Source organism: Peptoniphilus hominis (ex Hitch et al. 2025), assembly GCF_040096015.1.
GTDB classification, from domain to species: domain Bacteria; phylum Bacillota; class Clostridia; order Tissierellales; family Peptoniphilaceae; genus Peptoniphilus_A; species Peptoniphilus_A hominis.
This window is the reverse complement of sequence record NZ_JBBMFO010000001.1, coordinates 138,836-162,578: the sequence shown is the minus strand read 5'-3', so window position 1 is coordinate 162,578 and position 23,743 is coordinate 138,836. Positions and strand designations below refer to the sequence as shown.

The window sequence follows — 23,743 nt, the reverse complement described above, 5'->3', positions numbered from 1 at the left end:
CCTCGTATTTACCAAGTGAGCTCTCCGCTCTCCTCGTTATAAGTGTTGTAGACATTAAAGCTTACATACATGGCACAAAAAGTTATTGGGTAGGGTTGGTCGTCTGGAAACTCAATTCTAGCATCGGAATTAATTTCATACTTTTGGGCTATGTACTTAGTCCTCGTTAAGTGCTGCCTTATTCTCTCTGCTATGAGTCCAGTGTCCTTCCACCCGTCTAAATCCTTGGAGTAAGATCCAATTACTAGGACCAATTCTACTTTTGCAACATCAAGATTCCAAGTCTCTTGGATTGGCGATATAAGCACATAGGGAAAGTCCTCTTTATCAACTTTTTGTGTATACCAACCCGTATTTATTTTTGGCAACTTCCTGTCGGGATTTTTTGTGCTGTAAGTGTCTACATAATCTTCTTTTTTAAATAGGTTTTCTAAGTCTTTTTTTAATTCTTCGACTAAATCTATACTAATCATCTAGCAACCTGCCTATCTCATGGGATAATCTTTCGTCAAAAACAATTGAGGCCCTTTCCATTGCTCCCTCTAAGACTTCCTCGTTTCCTGCCATCTGTGGTGCAGATACTGAGTAGAGTTGTCTTATTGGGTACCTGCTTTTTTCGACACGCTCAAAAACTCCGATTGTTCCATTTCTCATCTGTTGCACAAAAGCGTTAGGCAGGCTTTTGCTTGCCCTCTTAACACTTGCTGTTACAAGTTGTTTTCTTGGCGATGTTGGAGTGACACGGAATTTAAAAAGCCTTATGGGAGATCCTGTTACAGATACCTCTCCAGTATTTTTATTGACTCTTGTCCTATCCCTTATAATTTTTTGTTTTGTGTCGTACTTCTTAGGCACACCTCTGGCCAACTCAGTTTTGACAGTATTTAAGGCCCTGTTCTTGGCAAAGTACAGAGCCTTTTCTAGCTGTTTATCTGAGTTTTTTAATTGGTCAAAAATTTCTATGCCCTCAATTTGTACCTCAATCATTTAATCACCTAATAGTCGTATTGAGATAAGACTATCTCGTACATTCCCATGTTTTCCTTGACCTCTACTACCCTGTAGTCCTCATCGTCCACAGACATCATCTCGTCAATTAATGGTTTCTTTATGTCCGACATTTTTATAAAAATTGAGATGGTGTCCTTAAATACTCCACCAGACCTGTCTCCAGATAAGGTAGACCTCTCATCAAAAATATCTGTGTCAAGGACACATTTTATAGTCTCACCATTAATTTGATGGTCGTCTGCAAACTCGTCCATGTTTATAAAGGTGTCTAGGTCAAAGTCCTTGATATAGTCCTTTAAGGTTGCCATTAAAGCACCTTAAGGACCTTCCAAGCTTCGATGTCGTTAGGTGCTACAACTGGTCTTGATGATAATCTCATCATTCTGTTGTCAGCGTTAGGATCTACCCAAACCTTAGGTACTCTTGAAGATACATAAGTCACAAAATTTTGACCTTGGTCTGCAAGTTGAGTTACTGCACCATACATGATTTTTCCTAAGTCTCTTGAGCCTAATAGGATTTTATCCTCTGGTACAACTGGTTTTTCTTCGCCATCTGCGTCAACATACCACTCATCATAAGTGTACATATCAATGCCAAGAGATGGGATCTTACCCACAAAAGTAACTGATCCACCATCTTGTAGTACAGGGTTAATTGATGCAAGGTTTAAGTTTTTGATGTCGAAGTATTTTAAGAATTTTTCATTCTTAAGTAGTTCGTCATAAACTTTAGATCCTAAAATAAGGATATTTGCATTTGCCCCAGATTCCTTAATGATTTCTCTTCTAAGGTTTCTTAAATCCTCGATGATATTAGCATTTTCTGTGTTCCAAAGGACTTTAGCCTTTTCATCAGTTTTCTTGCCAAAATCAATTACAGAATCCCTTGTGTTAGTTCCATCGTGGTCGATATAAGCCTTAACAAAAATCTTGCCGTTGAAAAGTAGGTCAGCAGCCATTGCTTCTTCTCTTCTAGTGATCATCTCGTCAAGTTCCATAAGATCGTCAGCCACGATTTTTGCTTGTCTTTGTTGTGGTGTCACTGCTGATACAAGGCTTTCCCCAAAGGCTCTGTTTTCTAGGTCATCAACTGTAAGTATTCTTTGAGGTGCAATTAAAGGAGTTGTAATTGTGTGGGTTTCAAAGCCCTCTCTTGAGATAGTAACTCCCTTAACTCTTGGTGCTACAAAAGGTGCAATTCTTCTTTTGCCTTTTTTAACATCAAATTGTGCTGTCTTAGTTACAAGTTTTTGGTCATTTTTTGCGGGGAAAAATGTGTCCCTTAAAAAAGTCTTTACAGGTTTTACATTCTCAATCCCTTTTAAAAGTGTTATAGTATCGTAATTTCCCATTATTTTACCTCCACATTGTCCTTAAGGATGATTCCTTTTTCTCTTAAAATTTCTTCTGCTGCTTCTGATAATTCCCCATCAAAAATTAAGACTTTTCTGTTAAACATGCCTGTAGCATAAGCTACTGCAAATACATCTTCGTCTGGATTATCAACATCATCAGCTAGGATGCAATCAGGTTTTTCTGCTGACTCCCCTGAGCCTGCTCCATTAAATTTCTTGTAGTAGCCTTTAGCATCCTTAGACAGGATTGTTCCCCTTTCTAACTTTGATGCCTTTTTGATTTTTGCTGACTTAGTCACAGGTGTAATTGCTATATCATTGATTAGGTTGTCAGCTTTAAATTCTCCGACTTTTGCGTATAGGTTATCCATTATTTAATCCCCCTTTTTTCATTGGCGATTGCCCCAATAAGTTTTGCAAACTCATCATCTTTGTTTGAGTTTTTAACTTTTTCTTCTTCTGCGTCGTGTTCTACCACAAAGTCCTTGTCCTCTAAAAAGTCTTTAACTTGTTTTTCTCCTTGCTCTTTTTGAGCCTTAAGAATATTCATAGCTAACTTTTCAGGACTTTCAAAAGTTTCAAACTTTGCCTTGTTTACAAGGTCCTTGAATCCATCAACTTCTAAGTTTTCAATGTTTTGGATTCTTTCTCTTTCTTCTTTTCTTCCTTCTTCTTTTCCCAGATTCATAACTTCGTTATATAATTCGGGATGTTTTTCTTGTAATTCTTTTAGATCCATTACAACTTCCTCTCTTTCTTCTTGATTTTTGCTGATTATATTTAAAATTTCCTTTGAAGGAATTTTTAAATCATTGAAAAAACTATTAGATACTAAGGCCTCTTCCTCAAACATGATTTCATCGGCAAAGTTCTTCTCCAAAGCCTTTGATGAGTTAAACCAGGTCTCATTATCCATTAGGTCCTTTAATTCTTCATCACTTAATCCAGTTTTTTCCTTGTAGGCATTTCTTATAGCCTCGTCTACTGTCTTAAGCATATTACTCGTAGAGTCCATGTCCCTGTTGTCACCACTTGCATAAGATGATGAGTTGTGTATCATAATAAATCCCATAGGGGATATCTTGACCTTATCGGCTGCCATGGCTATCCAAGATGCACATGAGCCTGCAAATCCCACTATCTTAGCAGTAACTTGTCCTTTATAGTCCTTAAGGGCTGTAAATATTTCGCTTGCATCAGTAACTGACCCACCACGTGAGTTGATGACAACTTCTATGTCCTCATCGTCATTCGATAGATCGGCAAAGTCCTTTGGACTTGTGCAAGTGTAACCCCAATGTCTATACATGTCGGCTAGGTCATCAGATACAATCTCGCCTTTTAAATTAATTATTTTCACCTTCTCCACCTCCTCTTAATCTTTCTTCTTTTTTGCTTTGTCTCATATTTTGATAATAGTCGCCGCCAGTAAGTTCAGTTGTTTCCCTACTGCGTGTAGAAAAGCCTTCCTCAACTCTTCTTGCAGCTGCATTTACTTCTTTTAGTGGGTCAAGCTGACCTTGTGTTGGTCCAGACCACTCACTACCACAGTAGGCTTTGTGGATAATTGGGTCATCAAAAAATCCTGGTGCATCAATCCTACCTTTAGCAACTGCCTCTGTAAGCCATTGCTCATAGATAGGCTGACAAAAGTCGGATATAAACCATTCCCTACGCATTTTAAACATCTTCCACGCCTCTAAGAGTGCTGCCCTTGATGCAGAGTAAGATGAGTCAAACTGTTTCATAAGTAGGTCGTAAGGTATTTCAAGTGATGCTCCCATTTGCTTGCAGATAGAGCTTACAAATCCATCAAAGGCAGTGTTTGGTCTACCAGGATTTACCTCTTTAGCTTTTTCTCCTGGTCCCAATTGGACTACTGCACCATTTCCAAGTTCAATTGCGTTTGGATCCCCTTCATCAATTCTTTGGTCCTCTGGGATTGACTCCCCAAGCATTGGCTCTTGGTAATTCTCCTGTTCCATCTCGATAAATACTGTAAACATACCGTTTATAACTGCTGCCATTAATTCAGCATCAGTGTATCTGCCTAGTTGTTTTAGAGGCTCAATAACACTTGCAAGGACTGGGACCCCCCTTGTTTGACCAGGTCTTTCTGACTCCATTATGTGGATGACATTGGCAAGCCCTGTTTTTCTCCCATAGGCAGGTATTCTGTCGTATTTCTCTCCAAATATTGAGGACGTGGCTCCTGGGTGCTTTCTGCAAAAATAATAGGCCACTGGTTCTCCATACTTCCCAAACTCAATCCCAGACACGATATTTTTGTCATAGGTCTTGGAGTTTGGAGTCCTTACCCTATCGCTTTCAATTAATTGGACTGATATCTGGTAGGGGAATTTGTGTTTTTGGATTGCAGGCAGAAGGACAAAAGCATCTCCGCTTAAAAGCTGAGATAGGAGAGCAAGTTGTTGGAGCTCATAGAAATTATTTTTCTTTTCTGCGTCACACAACTTGGACTCACTCCAAAGGGCAAACTCCCTTTCAATTTGTCTTTCTTTTTCCTCCGCCTCGTTATCTGTAAGCTTAAGTACATCAGTATCAAGTCTTGCCTTAAGTCTTAGACCTCCACCAACTACGTTGGTCCTTATGGTTTTTATGGCTCCAGTTGCAATTGGTGCTCCCCCCATATATAGGTCTCTTGACCTTTCTCTTAGTAATTCTATATTGTCGTCAATGTCCTCTTTGGGGCTGCCCGAATAAGACATCCAACCAATTAGAGATTTTTTAATTGTGTTTGCACCATGATTTCCATAGCCAGAATTTTCCACTTTTTTTGGTCTAAAAACATCTAAGATTTTCATTTTTTCTCACCTCCTAACAATAAAAAAAGAAGAGTCTAAACTCTTCTCTTGTAAAAACGCTATTTAATTTATCTGCTTAACTTGTATAAAGCATATTGGTTTAAGGATATACCTTCTCTTTCTGCTCCTATTCTTAGAGCAGAATGTAATGATTTTGGAACTCTTATTGTTAAGACACCATTAGATTTTTCGTCTATTGGCAAAGGTATTTCGTCCCCTTCTTGGAGTCTTGTCTCAATGCTTAATTCTAAGACTTCTTGCATTCTTTCTGACAATGTCGCCAAGTCGTCAGCATTGGTCTTTGCTTCTGGGATTTCAATAAATTCTCCAATGTAATAAGTTCCACTTTCATCAGTTACTTTTTTAATTACTTGATTGTAAGATAATCTTGTGTACTTCTTACTTTCTCTTATTATATCTTTTTCTAACATGATTATTCAGCAAGTGTGTTTAAATAGACGAGATTAGCTCTCGTCTATTATTTTTAATACTTCATCTACCAGGTATTTCTTTACTGGATTTTGTTTTACTAGGGTGTAAATTGGTTTCCCCTTTTTTCTATAGTTGAAATGGTCTCCCTTTCCTCTTTTTAATTCATACCCTAGGTATATAAGCACTTTATCAATTTCTTTATAGCTTATTCCATTGGGTTGCCGTCTCATCTTCTCTATTATTTTTTCTACACTTGCCATTCCCTCACCTCTTGATTATATGATAGCATATACACTATCATTAGTCAAGGGTTTTTATAAATTTTTTTTAAAATTTTTTATAAGTCTCTAGGTACAATCCTTACTGTTCTCCTACCGCCGCCACTTGTCCCGTCAAGTTCGTTGGTAGCCTTATTATATTTATTCTCCCAAAATTCGATTTGCTCTCTTACCTCTGGGAGGTCTGCTCTCCTAAGTTCTCTTGTCCCCACCTTATAGCTTTGACTTGTTGCCAGTGCAGCCTCTGCATCTAGCCACATATTAAGTCTTTCTTCGATGAATTCTAAGCTATAAAATGGCTTTCTTGTGGATCTTACAGTCCTTTTGATATTGTCCCCCTCCTTCTTCTAGGTCTTTTATATGCTTGGGTATATCTTTCAGTATTTCCCTTATTTTTTTCTAAGGCTTCAAAGTTAGGGTTAAAAATTTCCATGGCTGCGGTTGCATAGTTTCTACAGTCCAAAGGCTCGTTCCTAACTCCAGGCTTTACAATCCATTCTCCCTTGGGTTTTCCCTTGTAATACCTAATCCTAAAAGATTCTGATGTTATTCCATCAAAAAACTTCTCATCATATCCCTTTTCTTTTTCAATTGGGAAGTGACAGTAGCCTTCGCCCTCAAATTCTATTTTAAGTCTTGATGATATACTTGCTTTCCCCTGGTCTACACCAAGAGAGAAAAGTGCTGCTTTTTGACGATTGTTTCTAGTGGGATTGCTTATAAAAGGCACTCCCTCGCCACCCTTACCCTTTATGGCAAAGATTCGTCTGTGTTCTCTTTGCTTTGTAAACTTATATACTTCTTGGGTGTAGTGGCCACCAGAGTCTATACAAGCCGATGCAATCATGATTCCACTACCATCGGCAAACTTAAATTCTCTTTTTAAAAACTCATCCAGTTGGATCCATACTGCATCTTGGCCAGGGTCCCCATAAAAGACATTGTAGAGGATTCCCCAGGACTCTTTCCCGTGTCCCCATCCAACGACTTCCATTTCCAGTCTGTCGTCTTGGACATCCACCCCACAAGTGAGTAGCAATACATCGTCAGGGACTTCGGCATTGTACCTTTCTCGTCTTTTTATTAATTCCCCTGCATCTGTGTCGTCTGGCTCTTCCCATGATTCTCCCAATGCAGTATTTATCCATACCTTTAATTTTTCAGTAGATTTCTTTGCCTCTCGGAAGTCCTCAATTATGTCCTCCCACTTTTTCCATGGACTGGCTAACTCGTTGAGATGGAAACCTCTCTTCTTGATGTCCTCTCTTTCTGCAATCCAAGCCCCCTCTTGTTTTTTCCAAATATTTTCGGGAAATCTCTCCTTGCAGTGTTCACACTCCATGGTCACATCTTCGAATCTGATTTTTGACCACTTATAGGGTTGGAGTCTGCCACACTTAGGACATCTTACATTCCACTCCTCTTTGCTTGAGTCCTCATATTCCAACTCAATCCTTGATAGGTGCTTTATTGTTGGTGTTGATACCATGACAATTTTTCTATTCCAAAAAGTTGTTGTCCTTTTAATTGCAAGATCCAAAGGATCTCCTTCTTCTCCTGCAGAATGGGGAAACCTGTCAACCTCATCTGCAAGTACAATCCTTATTGGTCTACTTGCAAGAGATGATGGCGAGTTTGCACCCACCATAGTTATATGGCCCCCTATAAATTTTTTATGTGTAATTGTATTCCCCGAGTTACGAGTTTTCTTGTCTGCAAATTTATCTTTTATAGCAGGCGTATCTCTAATCATTGGATCAAGCCTGTCCTTGGAAAAGGACTCCGCCATATCCAGTGTGGGTTGCACAAGCATAATAGGCGACGGGTCATAGTCTACATAGTAACCAATGGTATTGAGTAGCAACTCTGTCTTACCAATTTGAGCCGATGTCATAAGGACAACTCTCTCAGTCTTTGGGTCTGAGATAGCGTTCATAATTTCTCTTTGATACTCGGCTCGACTTGTGTACCACTTACCAGGTTCAGCCGATGACTCTCTCGACAAAAACCTATATTCGTCAGCCCAGTCAGATATGGCAAGCTTAGGTGGAGGTGCAAGGACTTTACTTATCTCCTGGAATAGCTTTTCCGTCTTGTTCATCTTCCTCTGCCTCCTCTATGTACTTGTCAGACCTAAACTTGACTGGGTCATAGTCACTTAGTTCTGTGAGGGCCTCTGAAATCTTTTCTTCCAGGATTTCTTGCAGTTCTGGAATGTCATCTATGCCTAAAAGAATTGGTGCAGTCTTAGATGGAATTGATAAAAGTTTTGACCTAAAGTTTGACAGCATATCTGTCATAACTTCTTCCACGATTTTTGCATCGTGGAGATCTCCTCTCATCTCCCCGAGTATCAATTCAGCCTTTTGTCTCTTTGCCCTTTCATGGAGTAGCTTTTCCTTGTCGAGGCTTGCCTTGTCGGAATTATCCTCAGCCTCATTACCAATTTTAATTGACCTGATGTAAGCGTTGATAGTTGGCACCAAATCATAAGACCCATTTTTTAATTTTGGGATCACTCCCTCTTGTGCCAGTTGTCTTACTCGTCTATCAGTCACACCAATAATCTGACCTATGACTTGAGCAGTCACAACTGTATTTGATAAATCTGCAATTCTTTTTGACATATTTTCACCCCCAATAACTTAGTATCTTTGTAGAGGACTTAAATCGTGTAAGATTGTATAAATTATCAGGAGAACAAAAAGTGGTAAAACTTCTTGCATGAACAATAAGCGGTACATCATTTGTTTATAAACCAAAAGGATTCGTGCGTGGCGATTGGTGACTTAAGCCCTCTACAAAAATATTAAATTATCATACTGGCTCGCCCACCCACAGCCTTCAACTTGTATGTATTGTCCCCGATGCCGCCCTCGTAAGGTATCAGCATCAACCAATTATTTTTACGTTTAATTTGCGTTTGATTTTAAAACGATTATTTTATTTTGCCTTTGGTTTTATCCAGTCTTTTATCTCAAACACTTTAACCCATTTTTATTTCTTTTCTTGATGTCTTGTTTTTTTTTTTTATGGAGGAAATGGAGGGATTCGAACCCTCGATACCCTAAAAGAGTATATAGGATTAGCAATCCCACGCATTAAGCCTAACTCTGCCACACTTCCGCATTTAATTTCTTTTTCTAAATTGATTTTATTAGCTTTTCTCTTTTAATCTTCTGTGCTAAGTCCGATATTTTAAGATTTACCAGACTAATCCATCAATCTAAGTCCGATATTTTAAGATTTACCGGACTAACCCATTTTGTTAATCTGCTTTTTTGCCATTCTCCAGACTAAACTCGTTTTTTCTCGTCCAAGCTTGGGATTTGTTTTTGGTTAATTTATGGTTTTTACACGATTTACTCACGATTAAAACCTCTAATTTAAGCCATTCTATTTTGGTTTTATTATGGTTTACTCTCGTTTTCACTCGTTTCACTCTCGATTAAAAACAAAAAAGATAAACAGTTTTTCCGTTTATCTCTTAACCTTTTATATTCTATTTTTGGACCAATTTAGGACTAATTTTTAGACTAAATTTATTCTGATATTAGTCCATAACAGGTCTATTTTTGGACTAAATTTATCCTGATATTAGTCTAAAATCAGTCTATATTTTCTATCAGATTTTACCACCTTCCACAAATGGCTTAGTTAAGCCTTTTGGGTAGGAAGTCCTTGAAAAAATCCTTGTGGCTAGGGATATTTCGGGCTCGCCTCGACCCGCAATCCTCTTAAACTCTCCAAAGTACCTTTTAATTTGATTTTCGATTTGAAAGCGAGTGATTATACCTCGTGTGGTATAAGGCGACATTCAAGCACTCATTGAAGAGTAGTAAGAGTTTAACCTTGCATCCTGCAGACTAACAATCCAATACAAGCATAAAGCCTCCATGACTGGAGACCCTATATCTAAACTCTTACACTACTATAATACCACAAAATATACTCTACTTTACTCTACTCTTTTTAAAGCCTGCCCATGTATCTTATAGACAGCCTGTATGCTGTAGCCTATCCTGTATGCAATCTCTTCCCACTTCATACACTCCAAGTATCTCATAGACATAACCAACCTATAAGGACCATCAAGCTTATCGATAACAGTCTTTGCCTTCTTCTTCTCACAGATTAAACTATCAATATCCTTTGTGATTTCTTTTTCCAAATCAATTATCTTTATAATCAAGTCCTCTTGTCTATTGCCCTGCTTAGACACTTGGACCACATCAGACTTAAGCTGCATACCTTTGACCTGTAACCTACTGGACTTAAGACTATCTAAAAGTCTAAGCTTAGAATTAATTAAGTGGTCGAGATAAATAATCTCTCTAAACTCTTTCTTGGTCATCAGCATTCTCCAAATAATCAATCAACCAATTAAGATGGACTCTAGCTTTCTTCAGATCTTCCAAACCATTTTTCCTTTTGTATCGGATTACATATTTTAAAATATTACCATGGCAATACCCCTCAAAGCCATCACCAACACTGGACTTAATAAGGTCCACTGCCTCATAGGGCTCTAAGCCTTTTAAAGCATAATGGCTTGGGTGGATTACACTGTTGCTCACCCTAACTGTTTTACCTGCGTCTACAAACTCTTTATCGTCTATCACTTTGCTGCCCCCTTAATCCTCTTAATCCTTGCTTTTAAACTTTCTAGGACATAATTTTGCACGCCCTCTTTTCTTCTCAATGCCTCCATGACGTCCTCATCCCTTGTGCCCCTTGTCACTAAGTGGTGAATAATAACCTTCTCTTTTTGTCCTTGTCGGTGTAACCTCTTGTTGGCTTGAGTGTATAACTCATAATTCCAGTTGAGGCCAAACCAAATCACATGATTACCGCCCTCTTGCAAGTTAAGTCCGTAAGCACTAGATGCAGGATGTGTCAAAAGTACATTTATCTTTCCGTCGTTCCAATCTTTTTGATCTTCCTTGGTCTCTAACTTTCTGTAATTAATTTTATTTTTCTTCAAGGCTTTTTCTAATCTCTCAAAATCGTGTTTAAAATTATAAAAAACTAAAACATTTTTGCCTTGTAATTGCTCCAATGTTTCCATAAAGGCCTCGATTTTACAATTATGAATCTCGTGGACTGTCCTATCCTCATCATATACCGCCCCATTTGCAAGTTGTAAAAGCTTAGTAGATAAAGCAGCAGCCGAAGTGGCATCGATGTAATCTTCATTTTCGATTTCTAAAACTGCATCTCTTTCCATCTGCAAATAAGCCTTTTCTGCTTTGGAATCTAAAACCACTGGAATAATATTGTCTGTACATTCTGGTAATTGCAAATAGTCATCAGCTTTCATAGAAATACAAATGTCCGATATTTTCTCAGTTATCTCTTTTTGGGTAAATTTTCTCGGCTTGTAATTAAACCCCATATAATCTCCCTCAAAGTAGGCATTTCTGAAACTATAGAAAGATGGACTAAGCCTTTGTCCCCCATCAAGTAAGTAAACTTGAGACCATAAGTCTAAAAGACCATTGGGACTCGGTGTCCCTGTAAGCCCAACTAATTTTTTAATATGTGGCTTAATGGATGCCAAAGCCTTAAATCTTTTTGACTGATGATTTTTAAAACTGGAAAACTCATCACATACCACCATATCAAAAGGCCATGCGTTTTTATAATAATCGACAAGCCAGACGACATTATCACGATTTATGATGTAGACATCGGCAGGGGTGTTCAAGGCTTTTATTCTTTGCTTGGCACTTCCAAGGACTGTGGAAAATCTCAAGAATCTTAATTCATCCCATTTTTCAATCTCATTCTGCCAAGTTGCCTCTGCCACCTTTTTTGGTGCGATGACTAAAACCTTGTTGATTTTAAACTGGTCATACATCAATTTTTTAATGGCGGTTAAAGAAATTAAAGTTTTGCCCAAGCCCATGTCTAAAAATAAGCCTAAATTTTCTGTATCTAAAATTCTATCCACACAATAATTTTGGTACTCATGTAATTTCACTCAAAAACACCTTCACATCTTCCAGGCCATAAAGTAAATACACCTCATGCCCTAATTCTTTAAATCTTCTTCTCTGTAATTTTTGTAAAGCCGATGGGCGACCTTTTTTGGTTTTCAACTCCACAAAATAAATCCTCCCACCAGGAAGAAAAATTATCCTGTCTGGCACACCAGAATTTCCTGGCGACACAAATTTATAAGATCTCCCACCAAGTTTTTTTATATTATCATTTAGAAATTTTTCTATATCTTTTTCTAACAATGGTCTCTCCTCTAAAAAATTTTTTATGACAACCAACTTCCTATACATTATTAGCAAACCTATAAATATAGAAAATATAGATATTATAGACCCATATATATGTCTATATTTTCTATATAGTCTATATTTTTACACTCTATAGGAAAATAGTTAAAGTTGGTTGTCAAACATAGCTTATGCCTGTTAAATACTAAGTTTTAACGACAATCAAATTTTTTAACTTGGTTGTCATGGCTATTTTCATGACAACCAACTTTTTTCTTCATAACAACCAACTTTTTGATACTTCGTTGTCATAAATCCTTTAATAAAATCTATATTTTCTATATTTAGAAAAGTTTTAAAATCTCATAAAAGTTGGTTGTCAAAGTATCTCAATACTTGATAAATACTAATTTCATGCGACAACCAACTTTTTATTTAATTTAACCTTGTTTTTTGTATTTTTTCGGGTCATAAATGATAACACGACTTCTTTCAAAGCCTTTTTGTCTGCCATATTTTCCAAAAAACCTAGGATTTTTATTTCTAATCCAACCCTTTAATCCAGTTAAAATTCCACTTAATTCTATGGAGTCTCTCTTTTTAAGATATTTCAAATCGCCACCAAAACACACTTGCCATATTTCGGCAACGCAGACTTTATCCCTTTCCACAAGTTCTATCTCCTCACTTGCCTTAAAAGATCCAGCCATAAAGGCTCTTTGTTCTCTGGGCTCCATGTCGTACCAATTCTTGGGTATTCTTTTATTTAAAAACTCAATTACTGCACCTTCCTTAGGGTCAACATCACGATATAAGTCCTGCATTTCCTCGGCGATAGCCTCTGCCTCATCTGACAAAATTAACTCCTCTCCAAGTAAAAAACTTATATAAGCCTCTGCCCAAATTTGGTCTACTTCATTATCGAGGTCTTTAAAAATATCTTTAGTTGGTGGTATCTCACCAACCCTTACAGGCCAAAATCTCCTTGACCCAGTAGCATCTTTCAAAAAGCTTTCTGAGTTCGTAGATCCAAAAAATACACATCTTCTTGGGTACTTGTTAGTCCTTTTTCCGTAAGCCTCTCTGTAAATATCGTGAGTTTTGGAAAGGAATTGTTTAACTGTTTCTGTCTCTGACTTGGTAAGTGCCGACAACTCTCCTACTTCATTAATGAGAGTTCCCTGGATAAGTTCTGCAGCCTCTTTTCCCTCGAAGGAGTACAAACTATCGCTAAACCATTCCCTGCCTAATTTTGACAAGAATGTGGACTTACCAATCCCCTGTGGTCCAGAGAAAACAATCATGGTGTCATACTTAACACCCTTGGAAGAAAAGGCCCTTGCAATTGCAGCTGATAAAGATTTTTTCAAAATTTCTTCTGTATAAATATTCTGTTCTGCCCCAAGATAATCATGCAAGAGAGTTCCAATTCTTTCCTTGCCATCCCATTCAAGACCTAAGATATATTCCTTAACTGCGTTTCTACGATTGTTAAAAGCTACAACTTTTAAGGCATTTTCTATCTTGTCTCTTCCTGTAATTCCATATTCTTTTTCTAGTCTTAAAGCTAACTGGGCATCGTCCACATCGGACCACATTCTGGTCTCATCGCCTTTTTCCCAAGGTAGAGGCAATTGCACCATGCCCCTGTTGGCAAACTCGTCGAGAAAAATCTTTCCCTTAAACTTCGGGTCACTCTCAAGTATTAAGGTTATATTGGCCATGGTCTTTTCATAGTTTCCCTTGCTGTCAACTGTGAGGTGCTTTCGCCATTCTCTGTCAGCAAGTTCAGACTCTTCAACTTCTTTACTGGGCTCAGAATTGGGTTCAGTGGATTCCCCCTCAATTGCCTCAAAATAATTTTGGGACTCCTCTTGTCTCTCACGATTTAAGAGGTCAACGACTTTTACATCATTTCTCGCCAAGTCCTTCATGGCCATAGTCGATGGCAAAGTTGCAACGGGAGTTCCCTCTGCCGCCTCTTCGTCCAGGTCTCCAAACTTATGGAGTCTTACAAGGTCCCAGGCATTAACCAGTTGACCACCGCAGGGATCCGTAGCATGATGAGAAAATAAGAATTTTCCGTCCTCATAGATTATGGCACCACCAGTAGTTGACCCTTGCAAGTAGGTAAATCTCTTGTCATCGTCTGTCTGGTCATAGGCCCTTGGAATAAACTCCTCCATAGCAGAGTAGATGTCATAAGTCCTACAAAAAGCCCCGATAATACCTGGCTTAGTAGTAGGATCTTGTTGCTTAGTAATGTCTCGTCTGTGTTCAATATCCACTCCAGGGACTTGTGGCCATGATGATACATCTCTCCAGTCCTCATATTTCCCAAGTACACCATCTGCAGACAGTAAAGGCTTGTCCTCGTACCTAAAGGCATAAGTTGAGTCACTAGAGCAAGATGGCCAGTACATAAGCCTTTCCGGCTCAAAAGTAGTAGGGTCAGCCATGTGGATGCCAATTTGCTTTGCCATGTACCTTGCAATAGGCTCGTACTCATCGGCAGTTACAGACCTACTAAGAGGTAGAATTATCCTAAGCCTTGGCTTGTAGTCTGCATGTTTTCTGGTGGAGTAGATGACATAGCCACAGCCCAAAGTCATTACTTTTTTAATTACATTTTCTGTCTCTCCTGCGGCAATGTTGTCAAAGTCCAAGGTTATTAAATCCCTGGACTCTACATTGTGAGCCTTACGTCTTACGCCCTTTAAAGCACCACCGACAAAGCCACCAACGTCCTTGAGGTCATCTTGCTTAGACTTAGGTAGTTTTAAATATTCCTCCAAGGTCTCTGATGACCTGACGGGAGTTTCTAATTTTTTTATAAAATCTGAATAATTAATCTCTTGTCTTTGCCAGTTAGTTGACTTCCTACTGGCACCAACGGAGATTATTATTTTTCTGTCATTAATCATCTAAATCAATCCTTCATGTAGTAATCACTCTCAAATCCTGCACCCCTTAAAATCAATCCAGGTGCCCACCTAATATCTCTTGATAGGACCTCGTTGATCTCGTCAATTGTATATTCCTTGTCGGCTTCCATAACCACCTCATCGTGTATGTGCATAACGACCTGCTCAAAGGGATAGTCCTTGTAAAGATTTAAAAGGGCATGTGCTAAGCAGTCACGAGCGATGGCTTGCACACAGTTCTCCGTTAGCTTGCCCCCATAAGTGGACTCCTCTGAGAACTTGCGATTGACACCAATCCCCATAAAGTGGACTGCGTATTTGCCAAACTGGTTTTCTTTGAGGTGTGGCTCTGGGTAGTAAAGGCTCCTTCCAGATGGCAACTTTATGGCCAAGTAGGATAGACCATAAATCGGATCAATCTCTAAGGATAAATCCAGGCACTTAACTCGCCTTGGCTCCCCATACTGCACAACACTCACTGCTGCATTTTCTAAGTCATACCAAAATCGGACAATATTTTTATTAGCTTGTCGCCATCTGTTTTTAATGTCCTCTAACTCCTCATCGCTAAGTCCCATCTTGTCAGCACCCATGGCTTTAAGAGCACCAACTCCACCTTGATAACCAAGAGCCAACGTGGCGACCTTACCTTTTTGTCTAAGTGCATACTCGGGATTGCCCTTGGCTATTTTTTCAATAGGCACTCCAAACATTTGAGATGCGGTGGCCTCGTAGATTTTTCCGTGAGACGCAAAAACCTCGTTAACCCACTCTTCCCCTGCAAGCCATGCGATAACTCTTGCCTCTATGGCAGAGTAGTCAGAGATTATAAATTTTTTCCCATCACAAGGTACAAAGGCAGTCCTTATAAGCTGACTTATGGTATCAGTCACATTGCCAAAAAGCATTTCCAGTAATTCCTTGTCCCTGGCCTTTACGAGATCCCTTGCAAGGGATAAGTTCTCGATGTAATTTCTTGGCAAGTTCTGTACTTGTACTAACCTACCTGCCCACCTGCCTGTACGATTAGCCCCATAGCACTGTAATAGTCCCCTCATTCTGTGGTCCTCGCAGGCACAGTCAATCATGGAGTCATACTTTTTAAGGCTAGTCTTGGATAACTCTTGCCTTAACTCCAAAAACTCCCTAACATCATCAGGCAAGTCATCTCTTGCAAGCAGGTCAGTTACAGTTGCCTTTCTCACGTTGTCAACCTCTGGGATATATTTTTGTAGCCATGGGACTATTTGAGCCACAGAGTTAGGGTTATCAAGTCCAGATATCTCCTTGGCCCTCTCCACCTGCTCCTCTGTCAGTAAGTCGTTGATGGCGATTGCACCTTTTACAAGATCAAAGTCCACCTCAACACCTGCAGCATTAGCCTCGTCAGATATTGCCCAAATGACTTGTTCATGTCTTGGAACTGGTATGGACTCAAGTCTTTTATAAATTTCCATCTCTGTAACAACATCTTGGCGACAATACTCAATAAATAAATCCCATTTTTCTTTATCGTGCTGTGGTAGGTTTCTTGTCCTGCCGCCATTTACCTTGGTAGGCTTACATGGCACACAAAAATATCTAATAAGAGCCTTGCCAGTTCTTAACTTTTGTTTTTCTTCTGGAAGTCCAATAGCCTCTCCAGTAGCTGCAAGACCTGCAGGGTAACCGAGATACATGGCATGGAACATCGTGCAGTGCCAAGCAATCCTGTCCCCAACATCGAGACCATAAGCCTTAAGACAGTTGTACTCAAAAGCCGCATTGTAGGCATGCTTGATAACCTCGTCATCTGCCATAGCTTCTATTACCTCATCGGGAATTTTATCTCCTGCAGTTAAGTCCACCACTTCCACAGGTCCAAAGTCTATGGAGTAGGCAAAAAGTAAAATGTCAAAACTGTGGTCAAGGCAATACTTATAGAGTCCAGACTTCCCAAGGTCAACCTCTGAATAGGTTTCTATATCTATAGATAAATCTTTCATTTTTCCACCTCAATTTATTTTGTTTTTTGATAAGGATTTAATTTAACTTCACCTCTATACTCATAGGTCGTTAAATATCCTGTATTATTTTTTTCTTTTTCTTTAATAAAATTCTCTGCTTCTTCTTGACTTTCGAAGTAAAATTTATTTTCTGGGTATGTGTCAAAATACTTAATTACTACATGTTTTTTCATCGCATAACCTCAATTTTAATATCTTTTTTCTTCAGGAATTTTTGCAACTTTTGATTTACACTGGCAACAGTAGTAATAAATACTTTTGAGTTTATATTCCGCACCCTCATAAGCATCCGAATTATAATCAGTAAGTTCTCCATCGCCATCTACACATAATTCAGTAACTCCAAAAAATTTTTCTCTGATATAAAAATCATCTTCGTTTCCACATTTTTTACATTTTAGTCTCATTTTTTAACCCCCTTAAATAATTGGTATGTTACCTTTGTATAATCCGTGTTTCTTTAATCTTTTAAGTGTTGCTATCTGCTTTTTATTAATGGTTTTATAAACGATAAAATGTTCAGCACAATTTCCCCACACTGAAACACTTTTTGCGATCCCCAATAGCCATGTTAGGTAATCACAATAGTATTCTCTAGGACACATGTCTTCGATTTCTTTTTTTGTCTTGTTTAGTTTCTTGCAAGCTAGTTCTAATGCTTTCCCTTGGTGAGAGGGTACTGCATATTCAACTGTCCCATCTTCTAAAATCAAAACTTCTAGGTAATTTATAAATGTTTCTTGGTGTTTTTTTATATCAAATGACGAATATACGCTGTATTCTTCTAGTGTTTTATTGCTCATTCTTCCATCTCAAAAAGTTTTTCAAATTCTTCAATATTATCTTCGTTATAAACTTCATCACCTATATAAAAACTCCACCCATAGTCTTTTATAAGTCGCAAGCACACTTCTTGCTCTGATAATTCCTCACCATTATCTAAACTCTTTGCTCTAATTGCCCTTATACTTGTAAAGTCATCTACCTCTAGGTCGCATTGGTACGCAAAAGGACCCTCATAATTCGCTTGTTGCTTAGCTTTACCTCTTGATTCAGCCCATACAAGACTACTACAAGGTTCTGGGCTTTCGTCTGAACTTAATATCCACGCTCTCACTGCTCCCACTCCAATCTTTGACCACATTCGTGGCAATACTTTTGTACTTGATTGCCATCTAAATGGCAGCCACACATGGGGCACTTGCAAATGTAAAAATCTCTGCCATGGTAACTACCTGTGTACTCTTTAACTTTTAATGATTTTGGGATTTCAACATCATAAGTATCTAAAACGTTTAAAATCCCCGTTTTCACTCTTTCCGATATAAAATCAGCAGTTTCTTCTCTATCCACTACATCGCTCATATCTTTCTTAGCGTCTACCACCATTGTTGATAGTGCCAATCCAATACAGTCAAAAACAGCAGTTTCCCAATTATCGACAATCCAATCTCTTAAATCCTCTTGAGGAGTTTCAAAATCTACTGCCATTCTTTATCCACCCCAAAATAAAATTCTTTTATTTTGCTTGATTCTTTGCTTCTATCTTCTATTAATACATTATCAAGGGCCCCTTTTAGTTCCTTTTCTAGTTCCCCTAAATCTGCTTGTTCTTTTATGTCTTCATACTCTCTATCAGCCATCCACATATCAGCTTCATAAGTAAATTTAAGTTTAATTCTTTTCATAAAATCACTCCGTTCTACTCCGTTTTGCTCAACTCTTCTCAGCTCTTCTCAACTTTTTTATAGCAAAATATGGGGTCGCAAATCACGACCCCATCCTTAAATCTTAGTATGGTAGACCTGTTAGAGGGTCAATTCCGCCTGCACCTGCTTCGTCATCCTCGATTGCAGAGAAAGCCTTATTAGCGTCAAAGCTAAATCCTAGAGCCTCATCGTCCTTAACTTTTTGGACCCCATTAAGTCCAAGTCCAATCCCCTTAGATTGATTGTTGTAAGCATAAATTGATAGTGCTACATGACCCCAACAGCCGGAGTAGACTTGTGACCTATCCATAATTGGTTGGACTCTAGTGTCCATTACTGCAGGTGGGTAGTTTTCTCCTGCTGATGCTGTAAAGACCCAGTGACCTTGACATTCTGGTCCATAAGCTTGACCTGTTGGGGATGCACCATCGCCATCATGTACAGGGATTTTTGGTTGGATAACACCTTTTAACTTTCCATCTTTTTCTGACTCAATTTCTGCCTTAATCGCAGCCATTAATTTTTTATAACCCTCTGTGTCTGTCTTTGGGAGTAGACAAGTAACTGAGTACTTCTTTTGTCCTTGTTGGTTTTCCCTTGGGTCAAACACTGATACATATGATAATCTCACTAAACTTGTTGTAAATTCTCTCGCCATTATAATTTCTCCTTTATTTCTCTAAATTTTCAAATCCTAAATCCTTAACATAAGGATCTCTCTTGTCACTTTCTTCTACTAGAGTTGGTTTTCCTTGAGGCTTGATGATTTGTCCCTTTAGGACTTCCCCAAACTCTTTCTTTCCTACTAATTTTTCTAACTGCGATAGACTAAGTGGCTTTCTTTCATAAAGCATTGCTTCGTCAAATCCACTTTCTTGTAAAATCTCAAAGGCCTTGTCTTGGTCAGCAAAGGCACGATTTGACCTGCCCTCAACTACCTTATATCCTGGTATTTCTTCGCCTGCTAAGATACTTTTTAAAGCCTCATCTTCCAGGTCTTTTATCCAGTCGATTAGCCCAATAGACTCTTTAAGGTACTTGGATATATCCTCATTGGATATCAAGGCTAAATCTTTTTCCATTACTGGCTTTAGTTCTTCAACTGCCTCAAACATCTTACTTGCCCTTGCAGGACACCTGGATTTCGCCTTACAGAACCTGCAATGCTCACCTTCTTTTAAGTCATCTGACCCGTGATAAGCCTTATCAGCAATTGGTTTTATCTCATCACCAAACTTTAAAAGATCCTCAATACTCAGTTCCCAGTCCAGGATTGAGTCCAGTCTTGGTTGGATAATTGTAAGCCTTATATTTTTGATGTCGTAAAACATTGAGTAAGCATTGTAAGCACCAAGACCATATAGCATAAGTTGAGGATTTTCTTCGGGGCTTACTGGGACTCCCTTGCCATACTTAAGGTCTATAACCTGCATTGTGTCGCCATAAATCATAATGCAGTCGCAAGTCCCAAATCCCTCTGGCACCCATGAGGAAAAGTCCACCCTCTCCTCGATGTTGACATAGGGTAGGTCCTTATAAGCTAGTGCCCTCTTTTTGATCTCATCGAAGTAGATGTCAGTGTATTTATCCATCTCATCCTGCCAGTATTCTGACTCCTTAAACTTATCCATGGCAGCCTTAAACTTCTTAGGACCAATCCCTTTCATAAAATATTTTTGGAGTTTAAGTTCTGCCACAGAGTGTGCCAGTGTACCCTCTTTTGCGTATTCAGAGCCTGTGTCCTCAAAGTTTTCTTCAAGTACCACAGATCCAGGACAATTTATCCACCTGTGAGCCCCACTGGCTGATAACTTTGCGTGTACATCAGGCATTAGATTGTGCCCCCAATTTCCCTAAGCTTTAAGGCAAAGGCATTGTATTGGTCCTCTTTTAAATCTGGTAAGCTTGCAAGTCCAAATTCCTTGATTAGGTTACCAAGTTCAGTCCTTTTTCCCTCTCTTGCAAGGTTGGCACAGGCAACTTGTATTTGCTCAAAAGTATAAGCAGGTGTTTCTGTTGGCATTACATCTTGTGCAGGTGCTTGGGTAGCTTCTTCCTTTGCTTTTTCAGGGCTTTCAGCCTTTGCTTGTGCAGGTGCTTGGGCAGGTTCCCCTTTTGGGAATGTGCCTGCAGGTGCAGTCATTGGAACAGTTTTTAACTCATCAAGGCTCTTTATTCCTGATGCTGCGGGTGTGCATTTGCAAACCCATACAAGCCTTTCTAAGGCACTTAAAAATCTTTCTTCAAATGATATTTTTACATTAATTTCCATAAAATCCTCCTAATTAAGCAGTCCAATAATAGTAATCTGTTAAGTTATAATCTTCTGTGATTATCAATTCGTCATTTTCTTTCCTACAAAGCCAATATCTTCTTCCATACTCACCCAGTATTGGCTCAACCAAGGCAACTGTCTCTCCAGTAACCAAGTAGGTTGCGTAAGTTGCCTCAAATATATCGTCGGTGTGTTTTTTCGAACTCATAAAATCCTCCTATTTTTCTATGTCCTCAACAAATACTGGATATTTTTCCTTTAAAATCTCTAGTATCATACCTGCCAACTCTCTTATTTGTGGGTGGGCTGCCTTATCAAGTCTTAATTTTAAAAAGTATCTCAACTCCCTAAAATTCATTGTCATTACAAGAGTTGTCCCAGTGCAGTTTGGCAAGACATCTCTTGCCTCTTCTGGCTTAAATTCTTGGTCTATCAAAAATCTATAGGCACTCTCAAATCCCAATAGCATGTCCTCGCCATAAGTTTTTCCAAGCCTGTCGCATGGTATAAACTTGATGTCGTCATATTTGACATACCTTGTGGACTCTTGAGAGTAGCTAGCGAGCCTGTGCCTTACAATTTCATTAGCTATGGCACGATTTGTCCTTACTTTAAAAGTTAAACTGCCGTGTTCCAGTACGCTTTCATGACCCCTTTTAATTATCATTCGTATAAATTTCTCGGGATCTCCCTTAGGCTCGGATTGATAACAAACCCTACCTGCGATTTCAATTTTTTCTGTTAATTCCTCGTAAGATTGAGGGTTTAACAACTCAACTTTTTGTTTTCCTATTCTCATAATTCCTCCACTCCAATAATGTGCTTAGTCGCTAATAATAAGTCTTTTGCTTCGTCAGACTCGATTTTTATAAAATCTTCACACTGCAGTTCTTGTTTCATACCCTCTAAATTCCTTACAGGACCGAACTTACCAGTTACGGATCCTTTCACATAATCATTGTTCGACCCAAACATAAATAGAAAAATCTTATTTCTCTCTTCCATTTTTTCCTCCATAAAATCTTCTAACACCATTGCAGACTTCCAACAAATCTCTGGTACATAGTCCGTGAGATCCACTGCAAACTGTCTATAAACCTCTGGAATGTAGCCTAAGTGCTCTTCTTTCCAAGTCTGCCTTAAATCACTACGTCTCCTACACGCAAACCACCTGCCACCCCTATTGGTCAAATATTGTTGAGCACCATCATTGGTCACCAAGCCTGGTAGTGGCACGATAAATCTTTTTGACATTTTCTAAAATCCTTTCATTGTGGTATAATCTAAGCAAATATTAAATTATTTTAAGTCCTTGAGTTTTAGCCGACCTGGGACTTTTTTCTTTGCCTATCAATCCAATTTTGTGTTTGCCTTATGACATCTTTTGTGCAAGTCTGTAAGCTATCTCCCGTCACATTGATGGATAATCCCGGCAAGTGTCTGTTGGTAAAACTAACTATAATAAACTCCACATCGGAATTATATGCAATTCCCAGTACATCATGACCAGTTAAATCCTCGATAATTCTTTGATAAAACTTTAAGCTTATAAGTCTTGGTCCCTCGTTGTCGTAAAAGTCAAAACTCAACTCAATATTTTTCGATATGCTCATGCCATCACCTCCCTAAAATTTGCTAGCCTCGTCTTTTAATTGAACTCCTAAAATCAAGCCTCTTAGTTCGTTATTTTCAAAAACTTGGCACATGTGACCATATCTTCCAAGTGACTCTTTAGAAATTCTTAGTTCATAGCCCTTGTCAAACCACTTAAGTTTTCTCTCGTCAAGGTATAAAACCAAATCTTCTTTTTCCGTCTCGAGTTTTATAAGTTCCTTTGCTTCAACATTTGGAGACCTTTTAATTTTTGTGACAGCTTCGCCTTTTTCCGACATTTCTTTAAACCATTCTGTTTTTAGCTTTTTAAAAGCAAAGGGATTTTCTCCTGGTATGCCCCAGACAGTGACGCCATCAGTTATCCAAGAATAATCTTCATGTTCCACATCTAATTCAACGAGTTTATTATTTTCTTTTTTCAGGTAAATTCTTATAAACTCGTTATACACTTGTCTTAGCTTCATTGTTTCTCCTTTCTTTTTAAATCAAATATCTTTTCTGCGACTTTGCTTACATTGACCCCTGCCTTAGTCAGGTCTGGGTCATCAAAGATTAAATTATTGTTATTTAGGTAAAGTAAATTTGTCCGACTTACCTTTACCAGGTTGTCGATATCAAAATTTGTCTTATCCCCATCAGCAAAGATAATGGCTTCGTTTTTCTTAAGCTTTTCCCCATGAGCTTTTTCGTAGAGATAACGATGATACAGTGCCCACTTATTAGGCTCAGCTATCTTTATCAGTTTGTAGCCATCTTTATTATCAATTCTTGTAGATCCTATTGGTCTGTGGTTTTTTGGTATTTCTCCCTTTTTAAACCAGGTCTTTTTGACCTTTTCTTTGACTTCTTCTGACATTCCCTTTCCCTTGTTCCAGGGCACATCGCCTTTTCTATAACAACCAGAGTTGGGAATTGCTTTTTTGGGAAATTTATGTTTGTGCCTGACATTTAGTAGATTTCTCGCCGATACATCAAAACCAAATTTTTCCTTTACCATCTTCGCTATTTCTTTGTTTTCGTAATAAGGGTAAATCTCTCTTAAAAATTCAATTTCTTCTTCCGACCATTTGTGTACCGCCATC

General features: G+C 38.6%; 33 protein-coding genes and 1 tRNA gene. All 34 read right to left on the bottom strand.

The annotated features are described in order from the left end of the window. Window positions 1–8 precede the first annotated feature (8 nt). The 34 genes from WMO19_RS00860 to WMO19_RS00695 all read right to left on the bottom strand — a co-directional run bounded on the left by WMO19_RS00860 (window position 9) and on the right by WMO19_RS00695 (window position 23,742). Window positions 9–473: a hypothetical protein gene (locus WMO19_RS00860; protein ID WP_349169823.1), complete on the bottom strand. Its 465-nt coding sequence runs from the start codon at window positions 471–473 to the stop codon at window positions 9–11. Further along, window positions 466–987 carry a phage tail protein gene (locus WMO19_RS00855; protein ID WP_349169822.1) on the bottom strand — a complete coding sequence of 174 codons (522 nt, stop codon included), beginning with the start codon at window positions 985–987 and terminating at the stop codon, window positions 466–468. Before WMO19_RS00855 ends, WMO19_RS00860 begins: the two co-directional genes overlap by 8 nt. An 8-nt stretch (window positions 988–995) precedes the next feature. Then, entirely contained in the window at window positions 996–1,319 is a 324-nt protein-coding gene (locus tag WMO19_RS00850; protein ID WP_349169821.1) for a hypothetical protein, read from the bottom strand. Continuing rightward, complete coding sequence (locus WMO19_RS00845; protein WP_349169820.1) at window positions 1,319–2,365, bottom strand: major capsid protein; 1,047 nt, start codon at window positions 2,363–2,365, stop codon at window positions 1,319–1,321. Before WMO19_RS00845 ends, WMO19_RS00850 begins: the two co-directional genes overlap by 1 nt. Then, window positions 2,365–2,739, bottom strand: coding sequence for a head decoration protein (locus tag WMO19_RS00840; RefSeq protein WP_349169819.1), 375 nt, complete (start codon window positions 2,737–2,739; stop codon window positions 2,365–2,367). The genes WMO19_RS00845 and WMO19_RS00840 overlap by 1 nt, the downstream gene beginning before the upstream one ends. Continuing rightward, window positions 2,739–3,728 (bottom strand): head maturation protease, ClpP-related, encoded by a 990-nt coding sequence (locus tag WMO19_RS00835; RefSeq protein WP_349169818.1) that lies wholly within the window; start codon window positions 3,726–3,728, stop codon window positions 2,739–2,741. Before WMO19_RS00835 ends, WMO19_RS00840 begins: the two co-directional genes overlap by 1 nt. After that, the gene (locus WMO19_RS00830) at window positions 3,715–5,193 is read right to left on the bottom strand and encodes a phage portal protein (protein WP_349169817.1); all 1,479 of its coding nucleotides are present in this window, start codon (window positions 5,191–5,193) and stop codon (window positions 3,715–3,717) included. The genes WMO19_RS00835 and WMO19_RS00830 overlap by 14 nt, the downstream gene beginning before the upstream one ends. Window positions 5,194–5,261: 68 nt before the next feature. After that, entirely contained in the window at window positions 5,262–5,624 is a 363-nt protein-coding gene (locus WMO19_RS00825; protein ID WP_349169816.1) for a type II toxin-antitoxin system HicB family antitoxin, read from the bottom strand. A gap of 33 nt (window positions 5,625–5,657) precedes the next feature. Beyond that, on the bottom strand, window positions 5,658–5,885 hold the full coding sequence (locus WMO19_RS00820; RefSeq protein WP_349169815.1) for a type II toxin-antitoxin system HicA family toxin: 228 nt from the start codon (window positions 5,883–5,885) through the stop codon (window positions 5,658–5,660). A 77-nt stretch (window positions 5,886–5,962) separates the two neighbouring features. Next, a complete protein-coding gene (locus tag WMO19_RS00815) occupies window positions 5,963–6,181 on the bottom strand; it encodes a DUF6148 family protein (RefSeq protein WP_349169922.1) in 219 nt (72 codons plus the stop codon). A gap of 35 nt (window positions 6,182–6,216) precedes the next feature. Next, window positions 6,217–8,004 (bottom strand): phage terminase large subunit family protein, encoded by a 1,788-nt coding sequence (locus tag WMO19_RS00810; protein WP_349169814.1) that lies wholly within the window; start codon window positions 8,002–8,004, stop codon window positions 6,217–6,219. Next, window positions 7,967–8,530 (bottom strand): hypothetical protein, encoded by a 564-nt coding sequence (locus tag WMO19_RS00805; protein ID WP_349169813.1) that lies wholly within the window; start codon window positions 8,528–8,530, stop codon window positions 7,967–7,969. The genes WMO19_RS00810 and WMO19_RS00805 overlap by 38 nt, the downstream gene beginning before the upstream one ends. 406 nt (window positions 8,531–8,936) lie before the next feature. Next, window positions 8,937–9,029: transfer RNA gene (locus WMO19_RS00800), tRNA-Ser, on the bottom strand. A gap of 832 nt (window positions 9,030–9,861) precedes the next feature. After that, a complete protein-coding gene (locus tag WMO19_RS00795) occupies window positions 9,862–10,257 on the bottom strand; it encodes a DUF1492 domain-containing protein (protein ID WP_349169812.1) in 396 nt (131 codons plus the stop codon). Then, window positions 10,238–10,525, bottom strand: coding sequence for a DUF3310 domain-containing protein (locus WMO19_RS00790; protein WP_349169811.1), 288 nt, complete (start codon window positions 10,523–10,525; stop codon window positions 10,238–10,240). Before WMO19_RS00790 ends, WMO19_RS00795 begins: the two co-directional genes overlap by 20 nt. Next, window positions 10,522–11,886, bottom strand: a complete 1,365-nt coding sequence (locus WMO19_RS00785; protein WP_349169810.1) for a DEAD/DEAH box helicase — start codon at window positions 11,884–11,886, stop codon at window positions 10,522–10,524. The genes WMO19_RS00790 and WMO19_RS00785 overlap by 4 nt, the downstream gene beginning before the upstream one ends. Continuing rightward, on the bottom strand, window positions 11,873–12,148 hold the full coding sequence (locus tag WMO19_RS00780) for a VRR-NUC domain-containing protein (RefSeq protein ID WP_349169809.1): 276 nt from the start codon (window positions 12,146–12,148) through the stop codon (window positions 11,873–11,875). The genes WMO19_RS00785 and WMO19_RS00780 overlap by 14 nt, the downstream gene beginning before the upstream one ends. Window positions 12,149–12,573: 425 nt before the next feature. Continuing rightward, a complete protein-coding gene (locus WMO19_RS00775) occupies window positions 12,574–15,057 on the bottom strand; it encodes a virulence-associated E family protein (RefSeq protein ID WP_349169808.1) in 2,484 nt (827 codons plus the stop codon). Between the two features lie 5 nt (window positions 15,058–15,062). Further along, on the bottom strand, window positions 15,063–17,042 hold the full coding sequence (locus WMO19_RS00770; RefSeq protein WP_349169807.1) for a DNA polymerase: 1,980 nt from the start codon (window positions 17,040–17,042) through the stop codon (window positions 15,063–15,065). 14 nt (window positions 17,043–17,056) lie between these two features. Then, window positions 17,057–17,236 carry a hypothetical protein gene (locus tag WMO19_RS00765; RefSeq protein WP_349169806.1) on the bottom strand — a complete coding sequence of 60 codons (180 nt, stop codon included), beginning with the start codon at window positions 17,234–17,236 and terminating at the stop codon, window positions 17,057–17,059. Between the two features lie 15 nt (window positions 17,237–17,251). Next, window positions 17,252–17,470 (bottom strand): hypothetical protein, encoded by a 219-nt coding sequence (locus WMO19_RS00760; RefSeq protein ID WP_349169805.1) that lies wholly within the window; start codon window positions 17,468–17,470, stop codon window positions 17,252–17,254. 12 nt (window positions 17,471–17,482) lie between these two features. Next, complete coding sequence (locus WMO19_RS00755; protein WP_349169804.1) at window positions 17,483–17,866, bottom strand: hypothetical protein; 384 nt, start codon at window positions 17,864–17,866, stop codon at window positions 17,483–17,485. Next, a complete protein-coding gene (locus tag WMO19_RS00750) occupies window positions 17,863–18,180 on the bottom strand; it encodes a hypothetical protein (protein ID WP_349169803.1) in 318 nt (105 codons plus the stop codon). Before WMO19_RS00750 ends, WMO19_RS00755 begins: the two co-directional genes overlap by 4 nt. Further along, on the bottom strand, window positions 18,177–18,554 hold the full coding sequence (locus WMO19_RS00745) for a hypothetical protein (RefSeq protein ID WP_349169802.1): 378 nt from the start codon (window positions 18,552–18,554) through the stop codon (window positions 18,177–18,179). Before WMO19_RS00745 ends, WMO19_RS00750 begins: the two co-directional genes overlap by 4 nt. After that, window positions 18,545–18,751, bottom strand: coding sequence for a hypothetical protein (locus tag WMO19_RS00740; RefSeq protein ID WP_349169801.1), 207 nt, complete (start codon window positions 18,749–18,751; stop codon window positions 18,545–18,547). Before WMO19_RS00740 ends, WMO19_RS00745 begins: the two co-directional genes overlap by 10 nt. 103 nt (window positions 18,752–18,854) lie before the next feature. Further along, on the bottom strand, window positions 18,855–19,430 hold the full coding sequence (locus WMO19_RS00735; protein WP_349169800.1) for a DUF2815 family protein: 576 nt from the start codon (window positions 19,428–19,430) through the stop codon (window positions 18,855–18,857). 13 nt (window positions 19,431–19,443) lie between these two features. Continuing rightward, window positions 19,444–20,604, bottom strand: coding sequence for a DUF2800 domain-containing protein (locus WMO19_RS00730; RefSeq protein WP_349169799.1), 1,161 nt, complete (start codon window positions 20,602–20,604; stop codon window positions 19,444–19,446). Continuing rightward, a complete protein-coding gene (locus tag WMO19_RS00725; RefSeq protein WP_349169798.1) occupies window positions 20,604–21,044 on the bottom strand; it encodes a hypothetical protein in 441 nt (146 codons plus the stop codon). Before WMO19_RS00725 ends, WMO19_RS00730 begins: the two co-directional genes overlap by 1 nt. A 13-nt stretch (window positions 21,045–21,057) precedes the next feature. Next, window positions 21,058–21,255 carry a hypothetical protein gene (locus WMO19_RS00720; protein ID WP_349169797.1) on the bottom strand — a complete coding sequence of 66 codons (198 nt, stop codon included), beginning with the start codon at window positions 21,253–21,255 and terminating at the stop codon, window positions 21,058–21,060. 9 nt (window positions 21,256–21,264) lie between these two features. Further along, window positions 21,265–21,846, bottom strand: coding sequence for an FAD-dependent thymidylate synthase (locus WMO19_RS00715; protein WP_349169796.1), 582 nt, complete (start codon window positions 21,844–21,846; stop codon window positions 21,265–21,267). Continuing rightward, complete coding sequence (locus WMO19_RS00710) at window positions 21,843–22,301, bottom strand: hypothetical protein (protein WP_349169795.1); 459 nt, start codon at window positions 22,299–22,301, stop codon at window positions 21,843–21,845. The genes WMO19_RS00715 and WMO19_RS00710 overlap by 4 nt, the downstream gene beginning before the upstream one ends. A gap of 65 nt (window positions 22,302–22,366) precedes the next feature. Beyond that, entirely contained in the window at window positions 22,367–22,660 is a 294-nt protein-coding gene (locus WMO19_RS00705) for a hypothetical protein (RefSeq protein ID WP_349169794.1), read from the bottom strand. Window positions 22,661–22,672: 12 nt separating this feature from the next. Further along, entirely contained in the window at window positions 22,673–23,125 is a 453-nt protein-coding gene (locus WMO19_RS00700; RefSeq protein ID WP_349169793.1) for a hypothetical protein, read from the bottom strand. Continuing rightward, a complete protein-coding gene (locus WMO19_RS00695) occupies window positions 23,122–23,742 on the bottom strand; it encodes an HNH endonuclease (protein ID WP_349169792.1) in 621 nt (206 codons plus the stop codon). The genes WMO19_RS00700 and WMO19_RS00695 overlap by 4 nt, the downstream gene beginning before the upstream one ends. Window position 23,743: the final 1 nt, after the last annotated feature.

What these genes read in the sequence shown, in the direction of transcription:
- WMO19_RS00860 (WP_349169823.1), bottom strand. Translation starts at nt 473, where the DNA reads ATGATTAGTATAGATTTAGTCGAAGAATTAAAAAAAGACTTAGAAAAC.
- WMO19_RS00855 (WP_349169822.1), bottom strand. Translation starts at nt 987, where the DNA reads ATGATTGAGGTACAAATTGAGGGCATAGAAATTTTTGACCAATTAAAA.
- WMO19_RS00850 (WP_349169821.1), bottom strand. Translation starts at nt 1,319, where the DNA reads ATGGCAACCTTAAAGGACTATATCAAGGACTTTGACCTAGACACCTTT.
- WMO19_RS00845 (WP_349169820.1), bottom strand. Translation starts at nt 2,365, where the DNA reads ATGGGAAATTACGATACTATAACACTTTTAAAAGGGATTGAGAATGTA.
- WMO19_RS00840 (WP_349169819.1), bottom strand. Translation starts at nt 2,739, where the DNA reads ATGGATAACCTATACGCAAAAGTCGGAGAATTTAAAGCTGACAACCTA.
- WMO19_RS00830 (WP_349169817.1), bottom strand. Translation starts at nt 5,193, where the DNA reads ATGAAAATCTTAGATGTTTTTAGACCAAAAAAAGTGGAAAATTCTGGC.
- WMO19_RS00825 (WP_349169816.1), bottom strand. Translation starts at nt 5,624, where the DNA reads ATGTTAGAAAAAGATATAATAAGAGAAAGTAAGAAGTACACAAGATTA.
- WMO19_RS00820 (WP_349169815.1), bottom strand. Translation starts at nt 5,885, where the DNA reads ATGGCAAGTGTAGAAAAAATAATAGAGAAGATGAGACGGCAACCCAAT.
- WMO19_RS00810 (WP_349169814.1), bottom strand. Translation starts at nt 8,004, where the DNA reads ATGAACAAGACGGAAAAGCTATTCCAGGAGATAAGTAAAGTCCTTGCA.
- WMO19_RS00805 (WP_349169813.1), bottom strand. Translation starts at nt 8,530, where the DNA reads ATGTCAAAAAGAATTGCAGATTTATCAAATACAGTTGTGACTGCTCAA.
- WMO19_RS00795 (WP_349169812.1), bottom strand. Translation starts at nt 10,257, where the DNA reads ATGACCAAGAAAGAGTTTAGAGAGATTATTTATCTCGACCACTTAATT.
- WMO19_RS00775 (WP_349169808.1), bottom strand. Translation starts at nt 15,057, where the DNA reads ATGATTAATGACAGAAAAATAATAATCTCCGTTGGTGCCAGTAGGAAG.
- WMO19_RS00770 (WP_349169807.1), bottom strand. Translation starts at nt 17,042, where the DNA reads ATGAAAGATTTATCTATAGATATAGAAACCTATTCAGAGGTTGACCTT.
- WMO19_RS00765 (WP_349169806.1), bottom strand. Translation starts at nt 17,236, where the DNA reads ATGAAAAAACATGTAGTAATTAAGTATTTTGACACATACCCAGAAAAT.
- WMO19_RS00760 (WP_349169805.1), bottom strand. Translation starts at nt 17,470, where the DNA reads ATGAGACTAAAATGTAAAAAATGTGGAAACGAAGATGATTTTTATATC.
- WMO19_RS00755 (WP_349169804.1), bottom strand. Translation starts at nt 17,866, where the DNA reads ATGAGCAATAAAACACTAGAAGAATACAGCGTATATTCGTCATTTGAT.
- WMO19_RS00745 (WP_349169802.1), bottom strand. Translation starts at nt 18,554, where the DNA reads ATGGCAGTAGATTTTGAAACTCCTCAAGAGGATTTAAGAGATTGGATT.
- WMO19_RS00740 (WP_349169801.1), bottom strand. Translation starts at nt 18,751, where the DNA reads ATGAAAAGAATTAAACTTAAATTTACTTATGAAGCTGATATGTGGATG.
- WMO19_RS00735 (WP_349169800.1), bottom strand. Translation starts at nt 19,430, where the DNA reads ATGGCGAGAGAATTTACAACAAGTTTAGTGAGATTATCATATGTATCA.
- WMO19_RS00730 (WP_349169799.1), bottom strand. Translation starts at nt 20,604, where the DNA reads ATGCCTGATGTACACGCAAAGTTATCAGCCAGTGGGGCTCACAGGTGG.
- WMO19_RS00725 (WP_349169798.1), bottom strand. Translation starts at nt 21,044, where the DNA reads ATGGAAATTAATGTAAAAATATCATTTGAAGAAAGATTTTTAAGTGCC.
- WMO19_RS00720 (WP_349169797.1), bottom strand. Translation starts at nt 21,255, where the DNA reads ATGAGTTCGAAAAAACACACCGACGATATATTTGAGGCAACTTACGCA.
- WMO19_RS00715 (WP_349169796.1), bottom strand. Translation starts at nt 21,846, where the DNA reads ATGAGAATAGGAAAACAAAAAGTTGAGTTGTTAAACCCTCAATCTTAC.
- WMO19_RS00710 (WP_349169795.1), bottom strand. Translation starts at nt 22,301, where the DNA reads ATGTCAAAAAGATTTATCGTGCCACTACCAGGCTTGGTGACCAATGAT.
- WMO19_RS00705 (WP_349169794.1), bottom strand. Translation starts at nt 22,660, where the DNA reads ATGAGCATATCGAAAAATATTGAGTTGAGTTTTGACTTTTACGACAAC.
- WMO19_RS00700 (WP_349169793.1), bottom strand. Translation starts at nt 23,125, where the DNA reads ATGAAGCTAAGACAAGTGTATAACGAGTTTATAAGAATTTACCTGAAA.
- WMO19_RS00695 (WP_349169792.1), bottom strand. Translation starts at nt 23,742, where the DNA reads ATGGCGGTACACAAATGGTCGGAAGAAGAAATTGAATTTTTAAGAGAG.